This is a genomic window from Paenochrobactrum glaciei, from assembly GCF_039522165.1.
Classification (GTDB): Bacteria; Pseudomonadota; Alphaproteobacteria; order Rhizobiales; family Rhizobiaceae; genus Paenochrobactrum; species Paenochrobactrum glaciei.
The window spans coordinates 1-21,815 of record NZ_BAAADE010000003.1 but is presented as its reverse complement, the minus strand read 5'-3'; the positions used below and the strand labels follow the sequence as shown (position 1 = coordinate 21,815).

Below are 21,815 nucleotides of genomic sequence, written 5' to 3'. Positions count from 1 at the left end.
AGCTGGAGCATATGAAATGACTGATTTGACGAACTGGACGCCGCGTGAAAAACCGCAACGCATAATTTTGGACGGGCAATATGTTCGTCTGGAACCATTAGATGTCGAACGCCATGGCGATCAGCTTTACGCTGCCTCGTCGGTCGCTGATGTCGATCAGCGTTTTCGTTATTTGTTTGATCAACCACCGGCAAGCCGTGAAGCTTTCACGCCTTGGCTTGAGCAAAGTGCAGCCAATACGGAAACGATATTTTTTGCTGTCATTGACAAGAAAACAGGCTTGGTTGCCGGACGGCAGGCTTTGATGCGCATTGAGCCGCAATATGGTGTGATTGAAATTGGCAATATCTATTGGGGGCCTGCCATTTCGCGTCAACGCGGGGCAACAGAAGCACAATATTTGTTTATGCAATATGTGTTCGACGGGCTGGGCTATCGCCGTTATGAGTGGAAGTGCAACAATGATAATGAGCCGTCAAAACACGCGGCTTTGCGTTTTGGCTTCACGTTTGAGGGCATATTCCGTCAACATATGGTTGCCAAAGGCCTTAATCGCGACAGTGCGTGGTTTTCAATTATCGATAGTGAGTGGCCGGCTTTGAAGCGTGCTTATCAGGCTTGGCTCAATCCTGATAATTTTAATGAAAACGGTGAGCAGATCCGCAAGTTGGAAAGCTTTATTAAGGCGGAACAAAGCGCCTGAAGAAGGAGCTTGCTCTGAGCCACCCAATCATGCAAGAAAATGGCAGGCCAAGTTATAAGCAGGCCTGCCAATATTGGCATCTGCTTGACGCATGATTTTATGCCCTTGCCGGAGGAGAGATAATGAACAAGCAACAGTCTGGCAAAGTGCAGCAGAACAACAAAACAAAGCCTGAATGGCAGGGGCCTGCTATTGCTGCTGCCTGCATCATGTTTGGCTTTGCGTTTTTCGGCTATTTATTGCCGCCGATTATGCTGTGGCTCGGTGAATATTCACTGGTAGCTGCGGCCGTTTTCGCAGTGCTTTTTGTTTTGGCATTTTTTGGTGTTTTCTGGCTCCGTGCCCGCAGCCAGAAATAGTTTTTTATCCAGTCAAGGCCGCGGCAAATAGCAAAGCACCGACAAGGGTAATCAGCAGTGCTGCCCCCACTTCAATCAAAGCCTGAACACGGAAGGACATGGCCTTATGTCCCATCAGTTTCAGGACGACATTTTTAGCGGTTACCGCCAGTGTTGCCAGCGCTGCAACGGTTAAGAATGTGCCGAAGGCCATTGCAAAAACCGAAATTAAACCACCGACTACCAGGCCGTTTAAAACGGCAAAAGTCAGCACAATCAAAGCGCCCGAGCAGGGGCGCAAACCCACAGCCATGATCGCCGACCATGCGGTTTTCCAGTTGAAATCACCGCTTAATTGTGACGGGTCAGCCATATGGGCATGACCGCAGGCAGCGCAGTTTAATTCACTGCCGACAAAAGCATGATCAAAACCGGTTTCTTGCGCTTTGCTGGCGCTGTAATTGAGGCGCACCGGTTTGGCGCTGCCAAAACTTTGTTGTTGTGCAGCAGTTGAAAGCGAGCTTGTCGCGATAGCGGTTTCAGGGACTGCCACCACAGGGCTGATGGTTTGCGGATTGCCTTTGATCAGCACTGGTAATTTGCGGCAGAGCAACCAGAAGCCAAACAACATAATAAGCCCGAAACTCGCAACTTCCATGAAACGGGCAGTGTCATTGATGCTGATGCCGGTGCCACGCAGCACAAACCAGCCTAATCCTACGACGAATATCGCCATCAAAGCCTGTAACAGCGATGAGATGAAGGATAGTAAAATGCCGCGTCGCAAAGCGGTTTCATTGGCTATCATATAAGAAGAAATCACCGCCTTGCCATGGCCGGGGCCGGCTGCGTGAAACACGCCGTAAACAAAAGAAATACCGATGAGAATATGCGCATTCCATGGGCTTTCACGCATGGCTTTCAAAGCATTGGTCATCGCCAGATAGAAAGCGCGTTGTTGCTCGTTGAGCCACAGGATCAGATGTGCGAACGGGCCGGTGGGTGTTAAGGCTGCTTCATTACTGCCGATACCAAGCGAAGATTGTGCCAAAGCATATTGGGAGGAGGCAATGAGGAGGAGCAGGCTGAGTGTATAAAAGAGACGTTTCTGCGGCATTACTTCTTGGCTCCGCAGCTTAACTCTAAACGGGTGGCGAATATTTTTGACATATTAGTCCCCATTGGGTCATTGAAAAAGGCGTCTGTTAATGTGCCTTGGTTTTGCGCCAGTGCTTCATCAGGATCTGGGCGCACGACCTCTGCATGGCACCCTTCTGGCAGGCCATCGACATGCAGGTCTTCATCGGTGAGAAAATCAATGGCTGTATAAAAGGTCGGATCATAAATACCGAAGCTGACCACATGACCGGATTTGATATTCAAAGGCTGTGCCGGTTTGGTTTCGAAAATAATCAGCAGTTGATTATCAATAAAATCAGCACGCAAATGCGTTGGCTCATTCATTTTGACATCATTGCCGTTGTCCATAATGGTCTGGAAATAGTTGAACTCTTGTAATGAATCGCCGATTGTTTTCGACAAAGTGTCGAGCTCGCCTTGATCAAGAATGAGATCGCCATTCTTGTCAAATTCCATCAGAACAGTGCTGGAAAACACATCATCAAAGCGCCATACATGGGCTAAATGCTCGACCATGCCGTCTTTATCAATGGATAATTCCAGCCGTGCATCAGCAAAAACATGCGGGTGGGTATGCGCGGGAAGCGCCGTCATCGTGGAAGCGGCAACCATCGTGATAAAACCGGTAAAAAACGGTGTTGAACTTGTGTTCCGCAGAAGAAAGCTGAGCATGAAGGAATCCTGAAAGAAGGCGCATATCAAACGTGTTGAACGCGGCAGAAGTGAGGCTGGTGTTTTAAAAACTCAACCCATTTTCTGACATTTTGTATTGCCGCGTTCTTGTTGAAAATGCTTGTTACCCTTGTCGGGAAACGTTCTCATTATGGTCTTTGAACCATTGGCTTAAAAAATCCACTAAGGCGCGCACTTTGGCTGGCAAATAGCGCTTATGGGAATAAACTACATAAATTCCGCCATCGGTGAGCCGGAACTCATCCAGCACCGAAACCAATGTGCCTTTGGCGATTTCTTCTTCAGCAACAAAAACCGGCAGCGAGCAGAAGCCCAAACCGCGAAGGCCTGCATGTTTGGTGCTGATCGGGCTGTTGACCTCCAAAGGGCCGCTGACGGAAACCGCAACGGCAGAGCCATCAGGATTGCGGAAATACCAATTATTGCGTGAACGGCTGTTGGTATCAATAATGCAAGGGCGGCTGGCCAGATCTTCGGGGCGTTCCGGTCTGCCTACACGTTCAATCAGCTCCGGTGAGCCGCAAAGCACGGTGTGAAAAGGCGCCAGTTTTTTGGCAATCAGCGATGAATCCTGTAGCCGGGTGATACGGATTGCCAGATCGAAACCTTCTTCCACCAGATCAACAAAGCGGTCATCAAGGCTGACATCCAGAGTAATTTCTGGATGTGCCAGACAAAACTCAATCAAAGATTGACCGATCACCGCATCGGCAAAGGTGCGCGGGGCGGAAAGCTTGATGCGTCCGCGGGCATCGCCGCTGCTTTCAGACACGGCATCTTGCAGATTTTCAATGTCACGGATGATCTCAACCGCACGGTGATAATAAGTGTGCCCTGCTTCGGTCAGCGAAAACTGGCGCGTGGTGCGATTAAGCAGGCGTGCACCCAGCTCATCTTCCAGTTCGCGCACATATTTGGAAAGCAGCGCTTTGGAACGGCCGATTTTACGGGCGGCAGCAGAAAAACCTTCCGCCTCAACCACATCAATAAAAGCCCGCATACGGGTGAGAGTGTCCATCGATCGCTCCTGTTATGAGGCTTTAACGTGAAGAATTTGTTTGGCTAAGGCGATAAGTGCCATATCGCTATGGCGCGGGCCGATCAGTGAAATGGCAAAAGGTGCGCCATCAACCGTGCTTAATGGCAATGTGATTTGTGGCAGGCCGGAAAGACCGGATAAGCATAAAAGTTGCAAGGCTTGCTCGCGGTAAATCTGCTGTTGTTCAAAAGGTTCTGCGCTTAATGGCGCAATGCCCGGAACGGTTGGCAGAACCAGAACACCGTCATCGCCCAATATATCTTCAAACTCTGCAATAAAGCGTGCGCGTCTGAGCTGCTGAGCAGCCAAATCTTCAGCATTTACCTTGGCACCATAGGCAAAACGCTCAGCCACACCTTTGCTTAAATGCTTGTCGCCCGATGATATCCATTTGCCATGACTTGCCCAGGCTTCGGCACCTTGGATCTGACGGAAGCAGAGATAAAGCTCTGCGAGTGAGCTGGTTGGCTGAGAAGCTGGTTTAAGGTTGGTGAACTGGTCACGCACCGTTGTAAACATGGCTCTATAGGCATCTGCCGATTGCTGATTGAGCAAAAGATGCTCTAAAATTGGCATGAAGAACAGCTTGGTCAATGCTGTTTGATGCTGATCTTCACCAAGCAGTGCTGCGCCGACCTTTTCATAGAGGTCGATGTTTTTGGCAAACCAGCCGACGGTGTCGAGCGAAGGCGCAAGCGGCATCGCGCCTTTTTTGGAAATACGGCTATGGGTGGTGCGCAATCCGATCAAGCCACAAAATGCTGCCGGTGCACGGATTGAGCCGCCGGTGTCGGAGCCCAAGGCAATATCTGCAAGACCACCGGCAACGGCTGCGGCCGAGCCGGAGGATGAGCCGCCGGTTACGCGTGAAGGTGCAGCTGCATTGATAGGGTGGGGGAAGTGATCATTTTGCCCCATCAGCGAAAAGGCCAGCTCATCGGTTTGGGTTTTGCCGATAAATTGTGCCCCCTGATCCAGCAGTACTTGTACGCAGACCGCATTTTGGGTGGCAGGTTTTGATTCGGCAGCTTTCGCCGGATTACCACAACCTGTGATGAGCCCTTGGACGTCAAATATATCTTTAACAGCGAGTGTCGCGCCTGAAAGGGAGCCGTGCGTGGCATGAGCCACCTCGGCAGAACTCGTATTAATGAGCGCATTATAAGGATCAAGAGCCGCCATTGTTCACTTTCCGCTAAAAAATCGTGATGCTTTGTTCATCCTACAGCGGATTTCATGCCGGTGGAAAGCGATAAATATAGAAATAATATAGGTTTTTTATGAGGTTTTGTGCATTTTTGAGACTTATTTGCATCAGTAAGAAATCTTAAAAAAATTAATTTCATTAACCGGATATTTGTCATTGAATGGACATGATTTATCTCTTATATCGCAATTGCCCAAAGTCGCACGTGCCTGTGGGTGTCCGCCGGTCCTCAAATGGTGAGGGAAAACCGGTACGGTACCTGGACCTAACCGCTCCAGTTGATCTGATGGCCAACCGCCAGATCAAGGACATCTTGAAGCAACGACGGTGCGGGCCTTTCTGGTGTCTTTCGGCTGTCCAAAAGTCGGGAACTCAAAGAGGCACACCTTCATTGCCGGTAGTGCGGAAGCGGTCAACTCTTCCAATCCAAGGCAGACAAAGCGGAATAACGCTTAGCGGCGTTGTCCCATCATCGCTATGAACTTTCACATGATTTCAGTGTCTCCAAAGGCTGGTCTCGTGCGGAGTGATTCATACTTACTTTGTCCCTTCGTGAAGCGGTGCGCTAGAAGTACGCCCGCATGGGAGTTTGTACTATGGCTACACAGCGTATTATTGATTTTCTCGACACCCGCCGCCCTGAAGGCCCATGCCTCGTGCTGGATCTGGATGTTGTGCGCGAAAACTATCTCGGCTTTGAAAAAGCATTGCCGGAATCCCGTATTTTTTACGCAGTTAAAGCAAATCCTGCACCGGAAGTTCTGCGTCTTCTGGCTTCCCTTGGCTCATGCTTCGATACTGCATCAGTTGCAGAAATTGAAATGGCGCTGGATGCAGGTGCAACCGCCGACCGTATTTCTTATGGCAATACCATCAAGAAAGAACGCGATATTGCGCGTGCTTTTGCTCATGGCGTTGATCTCTTTGCTGTCGATTGCGTTGAAGAAGTTGAAAAAATTGCCCGCGCTGCACCGGGTTCTCGCGTATTCTGCCGCGTTTTAACCGATGGTGAAGGCGCTGAATGGCCGTTGTCACGCAAATTTGGTTGTGTGCCTGCTATGGCTGTTGATGTGTTACGCGCTGCTAAAGAACAGGGTTTGGATGCTTATGGCGTGTCTTTCCATGTCGGTTCACAGCAGACCGATCTGGGCGCATGGGATCGCGCTTTGGCCGACACTTCAATGGTATTCCGCGAATTGGCAAAAGAAGGTGTCAACCTTCGCATGGTTAATATGGGCGGTGGTTTCCCGACCCGCTATTTGAGCGATGTGCCAACCGCACAGGCCTATGGTATGGCGATTTTTGATGCTTTGAGCAAATATTTCGGCAACCGTCTGCCGGAAACCATTATCGAACCAGGCCGCGGCATGGTTGGTAATGCCGGTGTGATCAAGGCGGAAGTGGTGCTGGTTTCGCGCAAAGCCGACAATGACAATGTGCGTTGGGTTTACCTCGACATTGGCAAATTCGGTGGTTTGGCTGAAACCATGGATGAAGCGATCCGTTATCAGATCGTGACACCACGCGATGGTGATGAAGTGCAGCCATGCGTACTGGCAGGACCTACCTGCGATAGCGCAGATGTGCTTTATGAAAAGAACCCATATCCGTTGCCGGTTTCACTTTCGATCGGTGACGAGGTTCTCATTGAAGGCACCGGTGCTTACACCACCACTTATTCGGCCGTTGCTTTCAACGGTTTTGAGCCACTCCGCTCTTACGTGATTTAAAAAAACAAGCCGCCTGACACAATCAGGCGGCTTTTTCTTGGGTGCTTTTTCCATTTGTAAATTGAACAAACTGTCAGCCGGTCATATATAGGTCTGAAGAATTAATCAGGACGGCGGAAGTCAGCTTTGTATTTTCGCTGATGCTTATAAACCATTGGCCTGCGATCATGTTTAGGCTATATCGCCAGGTAAATTGACGTTTGACAGAAGGACATATCATGGAAAAAGCCGATATTGGCATGGTTGGGCTTGGCGTGATGGGTTCTAACCTCGCACTGAACATTGCTGAAAAAGGTTTCCGCGTTGCGGTTTATGATCGTGATCCGGCCGTCGTGCAGCAGTTTTACAAAAATGCCGGTGCGCTGAGCGATAAAATTATTCCTTGTGAAACTTTTGAAGCGCTGGTGGAAAACACCCGTCAACCGCGCCCGTTCATCTTTCTGATCAAAGCAGGTCAGCCGGTGGATGATGAAACCGCCCGTTTGCGGCTTCTGCTTGATAAGCAGGATATCATTATCGATTCCGGCAATTCCGATTATCGCGATACGGTTCGCCGTCTAAAAGCGCTTGGACCCAATGACCCGACCTTTGTTGGCATGGGCATTTCCGGTGGTGCGGAAGGTGCGCGCCATGGTGCGTCTATGATGGTGGGCGGCACGGAAGCTGCCTATGAACGTATTGCACCGGTTTTGAATGCTGTTGCTGCGCAATATGAAGGTGAAGCATGCGTTGCCCTGATGGGGCCGGATGGTGCTGGTCACTTTGTGAAAACCATTCATAACGGTATTGAATATGCCGATATGCAGATGATTGCTGAAATTTACGGCGTGCTGCGTGATGGTCTTGGCCTTTCTGCACCTGCGATTGGCGATATTTTTGCCAAATGGAACGAAGGCGCACTCAACTCTTATCTGATTGAAATCACGGCTGAAGTGTTGCGCACACAGGATCCTGAATCCGGTCAGGCGATGGTTGATATCATTCTTGATGCGGCTGGCCAAAAGGGCACCGGACGCTGGGCTGCCATTGAAGCGCAGATGATGGGTGTTCCGGCATCTGCCATTGAAGCAGCTGTTGGTGCGCGTGCTGTTTCTTCGATGCGAGCAGAACGTGCATTGGCCGAGAAAACCTATGGTACTGCCGATCATACGGTAGAGCTGGAAGATCAGGCCGCGTTCATTAATCAGTTGGAACAAGCATTACTGGCTGGTAAAATTGCTGCCTATGCGCAGGGTTTTGTGGTGATGCAGGCCGCTTCTAAAGAGCATGGCTGGAATATTCCATTGGCAACAGTTGCCCGTATCTGGCGTGCCGGTTGCATTATTCGCTCGCAGTTCCTTGATGATATTGCCAAAGCGTTTGATGATGGTGAGGCCGATAATCTGCTGCTGACACCGGCTTTTGTTGAAAAAATGAAAGCATCATCCGGTGCATTGCGTCAGGTGGTGGCAAAAGCAGCCCTTGGCGAATTGCCAATGCCGGCATTGAGCGCTGCTTTGAGCTATTTTGACAGTTTCAAACAGTCACGCGGCACAGCCAATCTTATTCAGGCGCAGCGTGATTTCTTTGGCGCGCATGGTTTTGAACGCCTTGATAAACAGGGTGATTTCCACGGCCCTTGGGGCGCGTGATAATAGCTTAAGTGAGATTAAAAAAGCCGCTGATTGTATCAGCGGCTTTTTTGTTAATCTTGTAAGACCAGCAGGTCGTGGGCGGCAAAGGAAACTTTCACCTCGTCGCCACGCTTTGGCGGTGCCACAGCCGGATCATTGAAACTATCAAGCGACAATTGATTCTGCCCGAGCTTCACACGTGTTCTGATCACTGAGCCCAAGAAATGCACATCTTCAATCGCGGCAGGCACAGAAACATCCTGCGGCTTTTGATTGTTGAGCCGGATGGCTTCTGGTCGTAATGCCAAAGTGACTGATGCTTTATCGGCTACACCCGTGATTGGCTGAGGCAATGTAATCAGATTGCCATCCAGATTGATCTGATTGGCGGAGAGATTTTCCACATGACCTTCCAGCATATTGAGCGTTCCGACAAAGGACGCCACAAAGCGTGTGGATGGCTGATTATAAATCTCAAACGGTGTGCCAACCTGATCGGCCTTACCTTCATGCATCACGACGATTCGGTCAGAGATTGACAAAGCTTCTTCCTGATCGTGGGTGACGAAGATTGTGGTAATGCCGAGTTTTTGCTGAATGGCGCGAATCTCTTCACGCAAAGAAATGCGGATTTTTGCATCAAGTGCAGAAAGCGGTTCATCAAGCAGCAGCACTTGCGGCTTGGTTGCCAAAGCTCTGGCAAGAGCCACACGCTGCTGCTGACCGCCGGACATTTGATACGGATAGCGGTCGGCCAGATGCTCAAGCCGGATAAGGCTCAGCATTTCTTTGACCGTTGCATCGCGCTCTTGTTTGGATTTACCGGCAATACGCAGGCCAAAAGCCACGTTTTGCGCAACTGTCATATTGGGAAACAGCGCATAGGCCTGAAACACCATGCCGATATTGCGTTGGTTGGGTTTGAGATCAACCACATCCTTACCGTCAATTTCGATCATGCCGCGGTCAGGTGTTTCAAAACCGGCAATCATGCGCAAAACGGTGGTTTTCCCGCAGCCCGAAGGGCCTAAGAAGGAGACAAATTCGCCTTTTTCAACGGCGAGATTGAAATCATGCACCACCGTATTGGTGCCAAAGCTTTTTTGTAAGTTTTTTAAATTTAAAAAGGCCATGAGATGAATTACCCGCCCGTGGTTTTGAATTTGTTGAGGCGTGAGACAAGCTGGATCAATGCCATGCTTGCCCATGTTATGCCAAATGCAATAATGGCGAGTGCTGATGGTTCATAGGCGCGGTTGGCGCCGACAAGTTGCAGATAAGGCCCGAAAGCCGGACGGTTGAGAAGGGAGGCAAGGGTAAATTCGCCGATCACAATCGCAAAGGTAATGAAAGCACCACTCATCACGCCGGAAAGCACATTCGGGAAAATAATCCGGAACATGATTGTCGGCAGCTTTGCCCCCATGCTTTCGGCAGCTTCCGTTAGCGTGCGAACATCAATCGTGCGCATGGCCGTATCAATGGCGCGGTACATATAAGGCAATGACAAGGTGACATAACCGAACATTAACAACAGGTCAGTTGCTTGTGTCGAAGCGGTAAATGGCAACCATGATGATGAGTTATAAATGCGCAAATAGCCGAAAACGATGACGATGGCCGGAATGACCAATGGCATCAGCGTGATGAATTCGATTACGGGTCGCAATTTTGGCAAACGCAAACGCACCCAATAGGCCGTTGGCACCACCAGCAAAATGCCGAAGATAATCGTCATGATAGCTAAGAGTATCGAATAGCCGAAGGTTGACTGAAAATTCGGATCGGTGAAAACGACGCGATAAGCATCAAAAGAATATTCGCCGCGACGCATACGCAGCGAAAATTCAAATGTGCCGATCAGTGGCACCAGAAAATAAATCGCGCCGATCAGAAAGGCGACCCATGCACCAATGCGCTGCGGGGTGAAATAGCGGGTCTTTTTCATCGCTGCCACCTTTCCGCACGCATACGCAACCAAATATAAAGCAGGTTGGAAATGCCTGTAATGACAATCATACCGAGCGCCAGCGCGTAACCTAAGTTTTGGTTATGCAGCACGTCGCCGCGAATCTGTGCGTAAAGCATGATCGGTACGATGTTGAGTGTCGAGCCGGTTAGGGCATAAGCTGTGGCAATGGCACCAAAAGCATTGGCAAACAGCAAAAGCGATGTGCCGAGCAGGCTTGGCCAGAGGATGGGAAAGGCCACCATGCGCCAATATTGCAGCTGGTTGGCACCAAGAATCGAGGCAGCTTCACGCCATTCTTTTTTCAAACCGTCTAAGGCGGGTGTGAGAATCAGCACCATCAGCGGAATTTGGAAAAATAGATAGGTGAGGGTGAGACCGAAAAAGCTCAAAAGATTAAAGCCGGTGCCATAAAGATTGAAGCCGAACCATTCGCGCAGAAGAATCGTTACGAAACCTGTGCGTCCAAGGGTTGCCAGAAAGGCAAAAGCCAGTGGCACACCGGCAAAGTTGGAGGCAACACCGGAGAAGGTCAGCACTGTCGGGCGCAGCCATTTGGGCAAATTACCGAGCACGATTGCCCATGCCAGAAAGAAGCCGATCACCGCGCCACCCAATGCGGAGGCGAAACTGATTTTGATCGAAACCCAATAGGCGCTTAAAATATTGGCCTGAAACAGATCAATAATATTCTGGAAGGTAAAATTGCCTTGCCCGTCCTGAAAGGCGCCGACAACCAGAAACATGGTCGGCCAGAGCAGAAATAAAATGGCAAAAAGGAAAAAAGGCGTGACCCCAACCCAAGCAAAGGAAAGTTTTCGTTTGCGTTTTGGTAAGGCAGCTGGCTCGCCGTCGAGATAATCGTTGCTGATTGCGTTCATGCTGTTCTTTTAAGAGAAATCCTGCGGCTTGAAAAGACAAGCCGCAGGACATGAGGATTAGCAAATATTATTGGACATTGGCACCGACAACGCTATCCCAGTTTTTAGTGATCGCAGCCTGTGATTTTTCCAGCTCTTCCAATGAAGGGAAGACAGCTTTTTCGTAAGCTTCTGCTGGTGGCAGTTTGTCGAGCAGATCCTGCGGGATTTTGCCTTCTTTTGCCAGCGCATTAAAGCGAATCGGGTGGCAGTAACCTTTCAGGTAACCGACCTGACCTTCATCGGAATAAAGATGTTCCATCCAGAGCTTGGCTGCATTTGGATGTGGTGCATAGGCGCTGATGCCTTGCACGTAAACGCCTGCAACAACGCCGCTTTTCGGAATGATAACTTCAACTTCCGGGTTGCCGTTCAGTGTGTCACGGTCGGCCAGCGCATTGTAATCCCAGCGGATAACAATTGGGGTTGAACCTTGTGCCAGCGAAGCGGCTTTACCGATAACAGGAACGAAATTGCCGGCTTTATTAACATCGCGGAAGAATTCCAGACCCTTCTGGGCGGCATCTTCACCAGCCGAACCACCAAGCGAGAGGCCGGCTGCGTAAACGCTCAAGATTGCCTGAGTCGAGGCGCGTGGATCGCCGGAATGTGCAACCGCATTGGCAAATTCAGGCTTCAACAGGTCTGCCCAGTCTTGTGGGGCATCTTTGATGATGTCTTTGTTAACTTCAAAAGCCAGCACGCCGTAATAGTCGCCATACCAGTAGCCTTCTGCGTCCTTGGCATCATCCGGGATCGAATCCCATGTTGACACTTTATAAGGCTGCAACAAACCGTCCGCTTTAGCGGTGGTGCCGAAGGTGAAGCCGACGTCAATCACGTCAGGAGCCTGCGGGCCTTTGTTGTCTTTATTGGCTTTGATAGCTTCAATTTCATCGCCTGAGCCCGCATCAGGGTTCAGTTCGTTGACTTTAATGCCGTATTTATCTTTGAAACTCTGAATGATTTCGCCATAGCCGCACCAGTCGTGGGGCAGAGCGATTGTGGTGAGCTCACCTTCAGCTTTAGCCGCTGCGATCAGCTCTTCAGATGGTGCGGCGGCCGCAATGGACACACCTGCAACCGCAATTGCAGTCGATAATGACAATAAACGCGCTGCATGAGACAACATAATTAAACTCCCTGTTCAGGCTTGAGTTTTATGGCGCTGGTATGATTCCAATGCTCATATTTAATCCGATAATCACACTGCATGACACCTGCATGACATCTTTCATAAATGCATTGCGGTTGCATGAAGGGCACCGGATAAACCCAAGGCTGTCGGAAAATGAACCATGTTTTTAAGCGCTTGGCAATCAGGCTTTAGTCGTCAAAACGGCCGATGAAGCACCGACCGCCTTGATTTTATGACAGTTTTTTTAATGGCCACCGCCGCCACTGGCTGCTTTATCTGGTTTTCTGGCGAATAAACAAAGCACGGCCAGAGCGCTGAACAGCACCGTTAAGATGTGGAAAACATCAATGAAGGACAAAAGTGTTGCCTGTTGATGCACCATGCCGCTGAGTTTGGAGAGCGCAATGACTGGGCCATCGAGGCCTGCTGCATTAAATTTGGCGGTCAAATTGGCAAGCATATCTTCTGCTTCACGGTTGCCCCAGCGAATATGCTCAGCAAGGCGTTGATAATGCATGGCATTCCGATCGGTGAGAATCGTATTGATAACCGCCAAGCCGACAGCACCGCCTAAGTTTCGCGTCAGGTTAAACAAACCTGCCGCATTTTTGAGGCGTGAAGGCGGCAGCGTACCCATCGCCAGATTGTTGATCGGCACCATACAAATCATCAAAGAGCAACCACGCAAAATTTGCGGCAGCAATAATTCGTAGAAATCCCAGTCAGCTGTCAGGCCGGTGACCAGCCATGTGCCAGCGCCAAAACCGATAAAACCGACCATCATCATATGACGCGGATCCATTTTATTGGACAAAATACCGGCAATCGGGGCTGTCATAAACATGGCAAGACCTGAAACAAACAGTGCTTCACCGATCATCAGAGAATCATAACCGCGTACCCGTCCGAGATAGAGCGGATAGAGATAGGTCAGGCCATAAAGCCCGACCCCCATGACAAAGGAAAACAGCGAACCGAAAGCAAAATTGACATTTTTAAAGGCGCGCAGGTCGACAATGGGTTCTTGTGCGGTGAATGCACGATAGAAAAAGATCACAGCGCCGACAGTCAGTACGATGGACATAACAAAAATGGTTTGATCATCCAGCCAGTCATTGCGCGGGCCTTCTTCCAGCACATATTCAAGCGAACCCAGAAAAGCTGCCATACCGGCTAAGCCCCACCAGTCAAATTTTGACAAAAGGGATTTGTCGCCTTTATCGAAATCAATCAGTTTCCATGCGGCGACAGCCACGATAATGCCTGGGATCACATTGACCAAAAACAGCCAATGCCATGAAAATGTGTGACTGAGATAGCCGCCGATAGTTGGCCCGACCGTTGGCGCCATCGTGGCGACAAGGCCGATCATCGGGGAGACGATGGAGCGTTTGGACGGCGGAAAAATAGTAAAAGCTGCCGCAAAAACACTTGGAATCATGCCGCCGCCGATAAAACCTTGCAACGCACGATAGACAATCATCTGCTCAATATTGGTGGCGGTCGCACATAGAATACTGGCAAGCGTAAAGCCCGCCGCAGACAATGTGAAAAGCACGCGGGTGGACATCAGACGACCTAAAAAGCCCGATAGCGGAATCATGATAACTTCCGCGATCAGATAGGAGGTCTGCACCCATGAAATTTCATCAGAGCTGGCGCCAAGGCCGGCCTGAATTTCGGCCAAAGAGGCCGAGACAATCTGAATGTCGAGGATCGCCATAAACATCCCGAAAACCATCGCCAGAAAGGCGATAGCTTTTTTGGGATCTATACGATCATCGGCAACAGGCAATGATCCGGCTGTTATATCGGCGGCCATAATGACGCGCTCCGTTCAGGCTTTTAAGGTCAAATCACGCTTATTGAGCAGGCGAAGTGCGGGTGTCGATATCGACAACCACACTTAAACCGGCACGCAATTTGCCTGATGCTATGGCATCTGCCGGAATGGTGACCCGCACCGGTACACGCTGGACAATCTTGGTGAAGTTACCAGTCGCATTTTCTGGCGGCAGAAGTGAAAACACTGCGCCCGATGCCGGTGCGATAGAGGTAACTGTGCCCTCATAAGTCTGATCTTGCAGTGCATCAATGGTGATATGGGCTTTTTCGCCACCATGGATTTTGGCAAGCTGTGTTTCTTTGAAATTGGCTTCAATATAAAGCTCTTTGACGGGCACAAGTGCGGCAATACGCTGGCCTGCATTCACAAGATCACCGGTTTTGCCGGAAAGATTGCCAATCACACCGTCAAATGGTGCTTTCAGCACGGTGAAAGAAAGATCACGTTCGGCTTTGTCACGGGCAAGCTCCAGCGAACGTGTTGTGCTTTCGGCTTCTTTATATTGCGCTTCCAAGACACCGATATTTGCTGTTGCAGCCGCAATAGTTGCTTCTGCACTGGCGACATTAGCCTGCGCCTGATCCAATGCGGAAGTGGCATTATCGAGATCAGAGTTTGAGGCAATGCGTGTGCTGTGCAGCTGACGGGTGCGTTCCATCGCGGCTTTGGCGTTGGTCAGCACGGCTTCTGCGGAAAGTTTTCCGGCTTCTGCCTGCTTCAAACTGGCTTTAGCAGCAAGGGTCTGGGCATCAATGCGCAGTAAAGTTTGTTTTTGCGTTTCAAGCTTGGCGTTTGTTTCATCAAGCGCGATGCGGTAATCGCCATCTTCAAGGATGAAAATCGGATCACCTGCTTTAACCGACTGGTTGGCATGCACAGGAATTTCTTCAATATAGCCGCTGACTTTGGGCGAAATGGCGGAAATATCGCCTTGAATATAGGCATCCTCAGTGGAAACCATAAAACGGCCGACAGTCCACCAATTATAGCCATACCATGCGCCGGCACCTAATGCCGCAACGAGCAGAACAGGCAGCACGACACGTTTGCCTGCGCCTTTTTTCTTTTTCTCAGCCGATGATGGGGCTGTGCTTGGAGGAGGCGTTTCGTTTTGCACTGGATTCTGACGTTTTGTCTGCTCTGCTGTTACACCCGGAAAGGCGCGGATTTCGGCTTCTTCTGCAGAAGTCTGAGCTGGCATTGAGCTGGATGAATGCGCTGGTGATTGAGCCGTCATGGGGGAGCTCTCTTCAAGAGGTACGTAAAAAATGAGTTGTGGTATATGGGAGATATACCGATTGAACCGGCGGGTTCGATGTTGACATAAGGCATCGGAGCTATCATATCAAGAGAAATCGAACCCGCGGGTTCTAAAAACTTGTGTAGTGATGATTGTCGGGGTTATAGAGGATAAAACCCTGAAGAAAGTGTGCCATGTGTCTGAAACCGGAAAACCTTGCTGAAACTGATGATAATGCCAAGGAGGTTCTCTCATCAGGCAATCGTCATGGTGCGGGGCAAGATCCGGTAAAGCGTGCGCAGATTTTGGCCGGTGCACAGGAAGTGTTTTTCACCAAGAGCTTTGAAGCTGCCAGCATGAGCGATATTGCGCGTCAGGCTGGTGTGTCCAAAGGTACGCTCTATGTGTATTTCACTGATAAAGACGCTTTGTTTGAAGCGATTTGCTATGAATATCGGCGTGAAATGTTTTCAGAGCTCGCAGCAATTTTGGATAACGGCCCCTATAATAAAGAACAGTTGATTGAATTCGGCATGCAGATCTCGCAGCGTTTTCTCGCTGAATCTGCTGTCAGCGCACAGCGCATTGTGCTTGGCATCCGTGACCGTAATCCGGATGTGACTAGTGGCTTTTATCGCAGTGGTCCTAAACATATGCTGCAAAGAATGGCCGGATTTCTGGATCAGATGGTGGCACGCAAGGAATTGGAAATTGCTGATACGCAATTGGCGGCTTTTCAATTGGTGGATTTGTATTTTGCCGGTCTTTACCGGCCACGTTTGTTTGGTGTTTTGAGCGAGGAAGAGGTTTTCCAGCGCATTGAACATAATGTTAAAAGTGCAGTTGATTTGTTTTGTCGCGGTTATGCACCGCGCTGATTTTTAAGCCTATCTCAAGTAATCCCTATTAATTGGGATCAATAAATTGCTATATATATTGTTATAAGTACTTGATAGCTATTTACAGGATTTATGAGAATATTCAGTTTTTAATTTAAAAGCTGTTTCCCGCTTTATTTTTTCTTTTCAAATTGTTCATTTTAAGTCATAAAACATAGGTTATTTTAGCTATTGCTTATCTAAAGTGTTGCTAACTGACAAAAATTTATGCCTTTAGGGCTCCGTCCATCCTCCCAGGCGTTTGGCCGAGTGAAGTGGCAGTGTCTGCTTATGAGACATCATGGTGTGGATTAGGTGCTGCTTTTAGCAAGGATAATTATGATGAAATATGATTTAATTCACTTTCCGAATTTCAAAGAAACATTTTTTGGGCAGACGTTCAAAGGCGATATTTTAACTGAACTTCAGCGCGTTAAACAGGAAATCAACTGCAAACATATTCTGCATGCTTTTTGTAATTGCGGATTTGAGGGTACAAAAATCGCCGATAGCGATATTACTGTTGCCATTACAATGCCCTCTAAATGGGTGGAGCGTTATTCGGCAAAAAACTACTTTGCCATTGATCCGTTGTTTAATGACAATATTCCTGTGGTCACGACTGGAGATTGCGAACTGCTGCTCGATCTGGGCGGGCAGCATTATGATAATCCGTCCATAGCTGCGATGTATAATGATGCGACCAAACATGGCGCTGGTACGCTTTTTCTGGCGGTGTCGGCGCAATATGCCAATGGCATTGCGGGGTGTTCGCTGTTTTCATTTGATGAAGGCGAGGAAGACCGTTGCGCATTTATCAATCGTATGCGCGCATCCTTATTGAAGGCCAGCAAGGAATTGCATTTGGCTTTGGCAGGGCAGGGGATTTCGCAAACATCGCAAGCAGCACTGCTGACAGCGCGTGAGATTGAGTGTCTGACATGGGCAGCAATCGGCAAAACTGACGGTGAGATTGCCGAGATTTTATCTATCGCTCGCTGGACAGTGGTGACTTATTTGCAAAATGCCAAGATCAAGCTTGGTTGTTCCAACCGCACGGCAGCCGTTGCTGCGGCTTTGACCTTAGGCATTATTAAAGAGCCGGAAGTGTCGCATCTGACATAAAATCAGACTTCAAAGAGCGGTTTGTAATGAACGCAACCGCTCTTTTTATATCAGGCTGCGGCCTGACATTGTGCGCAAAGACCACGCAGTTCCAAAGTGGTTTTGCTTGGCTTAAAGCCATGCTGCGCACCCCATTGGCGCACGCGGTCTTCAATCAGCGGATCAGCAAATTCATCTACTTGTCCGCATTTTTCACAAATAGCAAAAGCGGTGATGCCGTGGGCGGAGCAGTGCGGATCGGCACAAGCGACAAACGCATTGAGGCTTTCCACACGGTGTACCATGCCATATTCCAGCAACTTATCCAGCGCACGATAAATTTGCAGGGGTGCGCGAATACCTTCATCGCGCAGCTGATCTAAAATCGTATAGGCACTAAGCGGGCCTTCCGCCTTGCTGAGGACGTCAAAAACAAGAGATTGATTGCGCGTCAGCTCGGTTGCAGCGTGATGATGATGTGCACTCATTGTTTTTATATCCGTTTCAGCATTCTTTTGTTTAATGATAGCAGGCTTAGCATGAAAATGCCAAATGCCGCCACCACGATCGACGGGCCGGATGGTGTATCATAATGGAGCGAGCCGAAAAGCCCGCCGGTAACCGCCAGTGATCCGACGAGTGAGGCAATGACAGCCATTTTTTCAGGGGTTGTCGCGAAGCGGCGTGCCGTGGCTGCCGGAATAATCAACATGGCGGTAATCAACAGGATGCCGACTATTTTCATCGCAATTGCTATCACCACAGCAAGCAGAATCATGAAGACGGCTTGCGATAGGTCAGGGTTCATACCTTCTGCGCGAGCCAGATCTTCATTGATGGTTGAAGCCAGCAATGGCCGCCAGAGAAATGCCAGAATAGCAAGCACAACAGCGCCGCCACCATAAATCAGCAATATGTCCATTCTGGAGACCGAGAGAATATCGCCAAAGAGAAAGGACATCAGGTCAACACGCACCCATGTCATAAAGGCAACCATCACCATGCCAAGTGCCAGCGTGGAGTGGGACAGTATCCCCAAAAGAGAATCTGATGACAGGCTCTGTTTGCGTTGCAACAGCAGCAAAATGGCAGAGATGGAAAGCGCTACGACAAAAACACCGACAATCATGTTGATGTTGAAAAACAAGGCGAGCGCCACACCAAGCAGGGCGGAATGGGACATGGTATCGCCAAAATAAGCCATCCGTCGCCAGATGATAAAGCAACCAAGCGGGCCGGTGGTAACAGCAAGCCCGATGCCGGCAATGAGAGCGCGGGTGAAAAAATCATCAAGCATGATGCTGACCTTCGTGATTGTGATGCCCGTCTTCATGGTGGCAGTGATCGGTAATCGTGCCGTCAGAATGTAAAACACGACCATCGGCCAGATGCGTGTGGTCATGTTTGTGTTGGTAGACACTCAAAGGCAAAGCGGCGCGCGCGCCAAACAGGCGCATATAATCAGGGCTCGCACTGACTTCCTCCGGTGTACCGCTACAGCAAATATGCCCGTTAAGGCAGAAAACACGATCCGTTGCAGACATAACCAGATGCAGATCATGGCTGATCAGCAAAACCGCACAGCCGGTTTCATCACGTACTTTCTGGATAAGCTCATAAAGAACAGCCTCACCATTAAAGTCCACGCCTTGCACCGGCTCGTCCAGCACTAAAAGGTTCGGGTTTCGGGCTATGGCGCGCGCAATTAAGGCGCGCTGTAATTCGCCGCCGGAGAGATTGGCGATTTGCGCTTTTAAGAGATGAGTAATGCCGACACGTTCCAGTGCTTTGAGAATATCTGCTTTGCTGACCTTGGCGGTCAGGGTCATCAGGCGTTCAACCGATAAAGGTAAGGTGCGGTCAAGATTGAGCTTTTGCGGTACATAGCTGATGCGGAGATCGGGCTGGTGTGTAACCGACCCTTCGTCCGGCTTGGTAATATGCAAGGCCATTTTTGCCGTGGTGCTTTTGCCCGAACCATTAGGGCCGATCAGCGTTACAATCTCACCGGCGCTGACTGTCAGATTAATATTGCGCACCAGCCAGCGGCCGTCACGAAAAACGCCTGCATCTTTGAGTTCGATCAAAGGCGGGTTGGCGGGCTTTATGGAGCCGGTATGTGTGGTCGGGCGGGTATGGGGCATAAAATATTTCCGAAAATAGCTTGCACGTTGCAATTCGTGACGTTATAGCATTACATAGAATTGTTATACAATTACATATCGCAATTAGTGATGTGAGTCATGTCTTTTCAAGAGGTTTATTATGAAATTTATGGGTAAATTTTTGATGGCATCGGTTTTTTGTGCCGGCACTGCTTTAGCCGTACAGCCAAGTTATGCCTTAACCGATACGGACGTTGTCGTTTCAATCAAGCCTCTGCATTCACTGGTTTCTGCTGTGATGAAAGATGTGGCTGAACCGCAGCTGATCGTGAAAGGCGCTGGCTCTGGTCATACTTATAGTTTGAAGCCGTCAGATGCTAATATGCTGGAAAATGCCAAGCTCATTTTCTGGACAGGGCCTTCTATGGAAATGTTCTTAAGCAAGCCATTGGAAACGCTCGGCACCAAAGCTGAGCAAATTATGCTGGGTGAGGTGAGTGGTCTGACCACTTATGGCTTCCGTGAGGGTGGCGCTTTTGAAGGTCACGACCATGGTCACGGGCACGATCATTCTCATGAGCATGGCCATGACGCACATATCTGGCTTGATCCTTCCAATGGCGAAACGATGGTTGAGGAAATCGCCAATGTTTTAAGTGAAGCAGATCCTGCCAATGCAAAAACATATCATGCCAATGCGGATAGTTATAAAGAGCGTATCGCAAAATTGGATAAAGAGCTGAAGGATGAGCTGGCGCCTGTAAAAGGCAAGCCGTTTGTCGTTTTCCATGATGGTTATCAATATTTTGAAAAACGTTATGGCTTGAATACGGTTGGTTCAATCACTGTCAGTCCGGAAAATGCGCCGGGTGCAGCCCGTATAAAAGAGATACACGATAAACTCTCGGCTCTTAATGCGGTCTGCGTATTTTCAGAGCCGCAATTCGAGTCGCGCTTGGTACAGACAGTGATTGATGGCACATCGGCAAAGACCGGTGTTCTGGATCCTTTGGGGGCGGAACTGAAGGATGGGCCAGATCTATATCTGAATTTGTTGCGTGATCTGGCCGCTTCGCTGAATAAGTGTCTTAATTAAGAAGTGCTGCTATCGCCGGATTAGCGCTTTGCTCTAAAGTGCGATTGTCGAGAACATCGGCAATCGCTTTGCGCACGTCCAGCATGACGTGGCGCACTTCACAAAACTCTTCATTGCAATCGTCGCAAGGACGATAATCCGTTTTGCTGGCGCAGGAAATTGGCGCAAGCGCTCCATCAAGCACACGTATAATATTGCCGATGTGAATTTCACTGGCCGGACGGGCAAGGCAAAAGCCGCCGCCTTTGCCTTTACGGCTGTTTACAAAGCCGGCATTGCGCAGTTCTGTCAGGATATTATCCAGAAATTTGCGCGGGATCTGATGTTTGGTGGCAATCTCCCCAACCGATACCAGAGTTTCCTGTTCCGAAGTGGCCAGATGGATCATGGCTTTCAGGCCATATTTCCCTTTTTTTGTTAGCATTGTACTGGACTCCCTTATAATACCCGCAATTTCAGGATTAGGAGCAATAAGCGTCCGGTACAAGCCCTTTATATATAGAGTGCGGCTTCCCCTACTAATTGGGGATAATCAAAGGGTAGTTTCGATTCCTTTCTTGGTTCTGTTTTTTGGTTTCGTTTTGGTTAATTTTGTTTGTTTTCCCTGTTGAAAAGAATTTTGCATTTTTTGTTAGATTGTCGTTGACAGTTTTAGATTGGTTGCCCTATAAGGCGAACAACGAGGGCGGCGGCGCTGCTAGCGGCAGGAAGCTTCGTCCTTAAGAGTGATTGATCGGTTGTGAGATTGGTTGATTGTTCTGGCTGAAATTGGAGAAATCCGGTTTTAGGAATTTGAGAAGATTGTTTGATAAGTAAATGATTTTCTTGCAAGTTTTCACTTGACAGTGATTACTTGAGGGGTTAGAAGCCCCGAACCACTTCGGAGCTCGAGAGAGTGAGGGTGGTGAGATTGCTGAGCGGTTGAGCGCGAGTTCGCTGATTGGTGATTGAAGTTAGTTTTTGACGAAAGTTGATTTCGTCCGTTCTTTGAAAATTACATACAGAAGAAAGAGAAACGTGGGCGGCATAGTTTGCTGAACTGTTTTCGGATAGTTC

22 protein-coding genes are annotated in these 21,815 nt (G+C 49.2%); 7 read left to right on the top strand and 15 right to left on the bottom strand.

Annotated features, from left to right (window positions below; translation table 11 throughout):
* The first annotated feature begins 16 nt into the window (after window positions 1-16).
* Together ABDZ76_RS09655 and ABDZ76_RS09650 are read left to right on the top strand one after the other, a co-directional pair.
* Window positions 17-703, top strand: coding sequence for a GNAT family N-acetyltransferase (locus ABDZ76_RS09655; protein ID WP_343804834.1), 687 nt, complete (start codon window positions 17-19; stop codon window positions 701-703).
* 122 nt (window positions 704-825) lie between these two features.
* Window positions 826-1,062 (top strand): hypothetical protein, encoded by a 237-nt coding sequence (locus tag ABDZ76_RS09650; RefSeq protein ID WP_343804832.1) that lies wholly within the window; start codon window positions 826-828, stop codon window positions 1,060-1,062.
* Between the two features lie 4 nt (window positions 1,063-1,066).
* On the opposite strand, the gene ABDZ76_RS09645 is transcribed toward ABDZ76_RS09650, so the two are convergent.
* The 4 genes from ABDZ76_RS09645 to ABDZ76_RS09630 form a co-directional block, all read right to left on the bottom strand.
* Window positions 1,067-2,158: a nickel/cobalt transporter gene (locus ABDZ76_RS09645; protein WP_343804830.1), complete on the bottom strand. Its 1,092-nt coding sequence runs from the start codon at window positions 2,156-2,158 to the stop codon at window positions 1,067-1,069.
* Window positions 2,158-2,793, bottom strand: a complete 636-nt coding sequence (locus ABDZ76_RS09640; protein ID WP_343805561.1) for a DUF1007 family protein — start codon at window positions 2,791-2,793, stop codon at window positions 2,158-2,160. Before ABDZ76_RS09640 ends, ABDZ76_RS09645 begins: the two co-directional genes overlap by 1 nt.
* 184 nt (window positions 2,794-2,977) lie before the next feature.
* The gene (locus ABDZ76_RS09635) at window positions 2,978-3,892 is read right to left on the bottom strand and encodes a LysR family transcriptional regulator (RefSeq protein WP_343804828.1); all 915 of its coding nucleotides are present in this window, start codon (window positions 3,890-3,892) and stop codon (window positions 2,978-2,980) included.
* A 12-nt stretch (window positions 3,893-3,904) separates the two neighbouring features.
* Entirely contained in the window at window positions 3,905-5,095 is a 1,191-nt protein-coding gene (locus tag ABDZ76_RS09630; RefSeq protein WP_343804826.1) for an amidase, read from the bottom strand.
* A 621-nt stretch (window positions 5,096-5,716) separates the two neighbouring features.
* Here ABDZ76_RS09630 and odc2 point away from each other — a divergent pair.
* Complete coding sequence (odc2, locus tag ABDZ76_RS09625; RefSeq protein ID WP_343804824.1) at window positions 5,717-6,850, top strand: ornithine/lysine decarboxylase; 1,134 nt, start codon at window positions 5,717-5,719, stop codon at window positions 6,848-6,850.
* A gap of 218 nt (window positions 6,851-7,068) precedes the next feature.
* Window positions 7,069-8,481, top strand: a complete 1,413-nt coding sequence (gene gndA / locus ABDZ76_RS09620) for an NADP-dependent phosphogluconate dehydrogenase (RefSeq protein WP_343804822.1) — start codon at window positions 7,069-7,071, stop codon at window positions 8,479-8,481.
* A gap of 53 nt (window positions 8,482-8,534) precedes the next feature.
* Here the strand turns inward: gndA and ABDZ76_RS09615 are convergent, their stop codons facing one another.
* The 6 genes from ABDZ76_RS09615 to ABDZ76_RS09590 form a co-directional block, all read right to left on the bottom strand.
* Window positions 8,535-9,596 (bottom strand): ABC transporter ATP-binding protein, encoded by a 1,062-nt coding sequence (locus ABDZ76_RS09615; protein ID WP_343804819.1) that lies wholly within the window; start codon window positions 9,594-9,596, stop codon window positions 8,535-8,537.
* 8 nt (window positions 9,597-9,604) lie between these two features.
* Window positions 9,605-10,411, bottom strand: a complete 807-nt coding sequence (locus tag ABDZ76_RS09610; protein ID WP_343804817.1) for an ABC transporter permease — start codon at window positions 10,409-10,411, stop codon at window positions 9,605-9,607.
* Window positions 10,408-11,313, bottom strand: a complete 906-nt coding sequence (locus tag ABDZ76_RS09605) for an ABC transporter permease (RefSeq protein ID WP_343804815.1) — start codon at window positions 11,311-11,313, stop codon at window positions 10,408-10,410. Before ABDZ76_RS09605 ends, ABDZ76_RS09610 begins: the two co-directional genes overlap by 4 nt.
* Window positions 11,314-11,380: 67 nt before the next feature.
* Window positions 11,381-12,484: an ABC transporter substrate-binding protein gene (locus ABDZ76_RS09600; RefSeq protein WP_343804813.1), complete on the bottom strand. Its 1,104-nt coding sequence runs from the start codon at window positions 12,482-12,484 to the stop codon at window positions 11,381-11,383.
* 250 nt (window positions 12,485-12,734) lie between these two features.
* Window positions 12,735-14,312: a DHA2 family efflux MFS transporter permease subunit gene (locus ABDZ76_RS09595; RefSeq protein ID WP_343804811.1), complete on the bottom strand. Its 1,578-nt coding sequence runs from the start codon at window positions 14,310-14,312 to the stop codon at window positions 12,735-12,737.
* Between the two features lie 40 nt (window positions 14,313-14,352).
* Window positions 14,353-15,537: an HlyD family secretion protein gene (locus ABDZ76_RS09590; RefSeq protein WP_343805559.1), complete on the bottom strand. Its 1,185-nt coding sequence runs from the start codon at window positions 15,535-15,537 to the stop codon at window positions 14,353-14,355.
* A gap of 233 nt (window positions 15,538-15,770) precedes the next feature.
* On the opposite strand from ABDZ76_RS09590, the gene ABDZ76_RS09585 reads away from it, so the two are divergent.
* Window positions 15,771-16,454, top strand: coding sequence for a TetR/AcrR family transcriptional regulator C-terminal domain-containing protein (locus ABDZ76_RS09585; protein ID WP_343804809.1), 684 nt, complete (start codon window positions 15,771-15,773; stop codon window positions 16,452-16,454).
* 342 nt (window positions 16,455-16,796) lie between these two features.
* Entirely contained in the window at window positions 16,797-17,579 is a 783-nt protein-coding gene (locus ABDZ76_RS09580; protein WP_343805557.1) for a helix-turn-helix transcriptional regulator, read from the top strand.
* A gap of 50 nt (window positions 17,580-17,629) precedes the next feature.
* Here the strand turns inward: ABDZ76_RS09580 and ABDZ76_RS09575 are convergent, their stop codons facing one another.
* The 3 genes from ABDZ76_RS09575 to znuC are packed head-to-tail and all read right to left on the bottom strand — an operon-like array spanning window position 17,630 to window position 19,702.
* Complete coding sequence (locus ABDZ76_RS09575; protein WP_343804807.1) at window positions 17,630-18,046, bottom strand: Fur family transcriptional regulator; 417 nt, start codon at window positions 18,044-18,046, stop codon at window positions 17,630-17,632.
* A 5-nt stretch (window positions 18,047-18,051) separates the two neighbouring features.
* A complete protein-coding gene (gene znuB, locus ABDZ76_RS09570) occupies window positions 18,052-18,855 on the bottom strand; it encodes a zinc ABC transporter permease subunit ZnuB (protein ID WP_343805554.1) in 804 nt (267 codons plus the stop codon).
* Entirely contained in the window at window positions 18,848-19,702 is an 855-nt protein-coding gene (gene znuC, locus ABDZ76_RS09565; RefSeq protein ID WP_343804805.1) for a zinc ABC transporter ATP-binding protein ZnuC, read from the bottom strand. The genes znuB and znuC overlap by 8 nt, the downstream gene beginning before the upstream one ends.
* A gap of 121 nt (window positions 19,703-19,823) precedes the next feature.
* Between znuC and ABDZ76_RS09560 the strand changes: the two genes are divergently transcribed.
* Entirely contained in the window at window positions 19,824-20,759 is a 936-nt protein-coding gene (locus tag ABDZ76_RS09560; protein ID WP_343804803.1) for a zinc ABC transporter substrate-binding protein, read from the top strand.
* Here the strand turns inward: ABDZ76_RS09560 and ABDZ76_RS09555 are convergent.
* Both ABDZ76_RS09555 and ABDZ76_RS09550 read right to left on the bottom strand, forming a co-directional pair.
* Complete coding sequence (locus ABDZ76_RS09555) at window positions 20,752-21,183, bottom strand: RrF2 family transcriptional regulator (RefSeq protein WP_343804801.1); 432 nt, start codon at window positions 21,181-21,183, stop codon at window positions 20,752-20,754. The genes ABDZ76_RS09560 and ABDZ76_RS09555 overlap by 8 nt on opposite strands.
* A 437-nt stretch (window positions 21,184-21,620) precedes the next feature.
* A partial coding sequence (locus ABDZ76_RS09550) for a hypothetical protein (RefSeq protein ID WP_343804797.1) occupies window positions 21,621-21,815 on the bottom strand: 195 nt, incomplete at its 5' end.

Excerpts from the sequence above, each read along its gene's own strand:
- ABDZ76_RS09655 (WP_343804834.1), top strand. The coding sequence starts at position 17 with ATGACTGATTTGACGAACTGGACGCCGCGTGAAAAACCGCAACGCATA.
- ABDZ76_RS09650 (WP_343804832.1), top strand. The coding sequence starts at position 826 with ATGAACAAGCAACAGTCTGGCAAAGTGCAGCAGAACAACAAAACAAAG.
- ABDZ76_RS09645 (WP_343804830.1), bottom strand. The coding sequence starts at position 2,158 with ATGCCGCAGAAACGTCTCTTTTATACACTCAGCCTGCTCCTCCTCATT.
- ABDZ76_RS09640 (WP_343805561.1), bottom strand. The coding sequence starts at position 2,793 with ATGGTTGCCGCTTCCACGATGACGGCGCTTCCCGCGCATACCCACCCG.
- ABDZ76_RS09635 (WP_343804828.1), bottom strand. The coding sequence starts at position 3,892 with ATGGACACTCTCACCCGTATGCGGGCTTTTATTGATGTGGTTGAGGCG.
- ABDZ76_RS09630 (WP_343804826.1), bottom strand. The coding sequence starts at position 5,095 with ATGGCGGCTCTTGATCCTTATAATGCGCTCATTAATACGAGTTCTGCC.
- odc2 (WP_343804824.1), top strand. The coding sequence starts at position 5,717 with ATGGCTACACAGCGTATTATTGATTTTCTCGACACCCGCCGCCCTGAA.
- gndA (WP_343804822.1), top strand. The coding sequence starts at position 7,069 with ATGGAAAAAGCCGATATTGGCATGGTTGGGCTTGGCGTGATGGGTTCT.
- ABDZ76_RS09615 (WP_343804819.1), bottom strand. The coding sequence starts at position 9,596 with ATGGCCTTTTTAAATTTAAAAAACTTACAAAAAAGCTTTGGCACCAAT.
- ABDZ76_RS09610 (WP_343804817.1), bottom strand. The coding sequence starts at position 10,411 with ATGAAAAAGACCCGCTATTTCACCCCGCAGCGCATTGGTGCATGGGTC.
- ABDZ76_RS09605 (WP_343804815.1), bottom strand. The coding sequence starts at position 11,313 with ATGAACGCAATCAGCAACGATTATCTCGACGGCGAGCCAGCTGCCTTA.
- ABDZ76_RS09600 (WP_343804813.1), bottom strand. The coding sequence starts at position 12,484 with ATGTTGTCTCATGCAGCGCGTTTATTGTCATTATCGACTGCAATTGCG.
- ABDZ76_RS09595 (WP_343804811.1), bottom strand. The coding sequence starts at position 14,312 with ATGGCCGCCGATATAACAGCCGGATCATTGCCTGTTGCCGATGATCGT.
- ABDZ76_RS09590 (WP_343805559.1), bottom strand. The coding sequence starts at position 15,537 with ATGCCAGCTCAGACTTCTGCAGAAGAAGCCGAAATCCGCGCCTTTCCG.
- ABDZ76_RS09585 (WP_343804809.1), top strand. The coding sequence starts at position 15,771 with ATGTGTCTGAAACCGGAAAACCTTGCTGAAACTGATGATAATGCCAAG.
- ABDZ76_RS09580 (WP_343805557.1), top strand. The coding sequence starts at position 16,797 with ATGAAATATGATTTAATTCACTTTCCGAATTTCAAAGAAACATTTTTT.
- ABDZ76_RS09575 (WP_343804807.1), bottom strand. The coding sequence starts at position 18,046 with ATGAGTGCACATCATCATCACGCTGCAACCGAGCTGACGCGCAATCAA.
- znuB (WP_343805554.1), bottom strand. The coding sequence starts at position 18,855 with ATGCTTGATGATTTTTTCACCCGCGCTCTCATTGCCGGCATCGGGCTT.
- znuC (WP_343804805.1), bottom strand. The coding sequence starts at position 19,702 with ATGCCCCATACCCGCCCGACCACACATACCGGCTCCATAAAGCCCGCC.
- ABDZ76_RS09560 (WP_343804803.1), top strand. The coding sequence starts at position 19,824 with ATGAAATTTATGGGTAAATTTTTGATGGCATCGGTTTTTTGTGCCGGC.
- ABDZ76_RS09555 (WP_343804801.1), bottom strand. The coding sequence starts at position 21,183 with ATGCTAACAAAAAAAGGGAAATATGGCCTGAAAGCCATGATCCATCTG.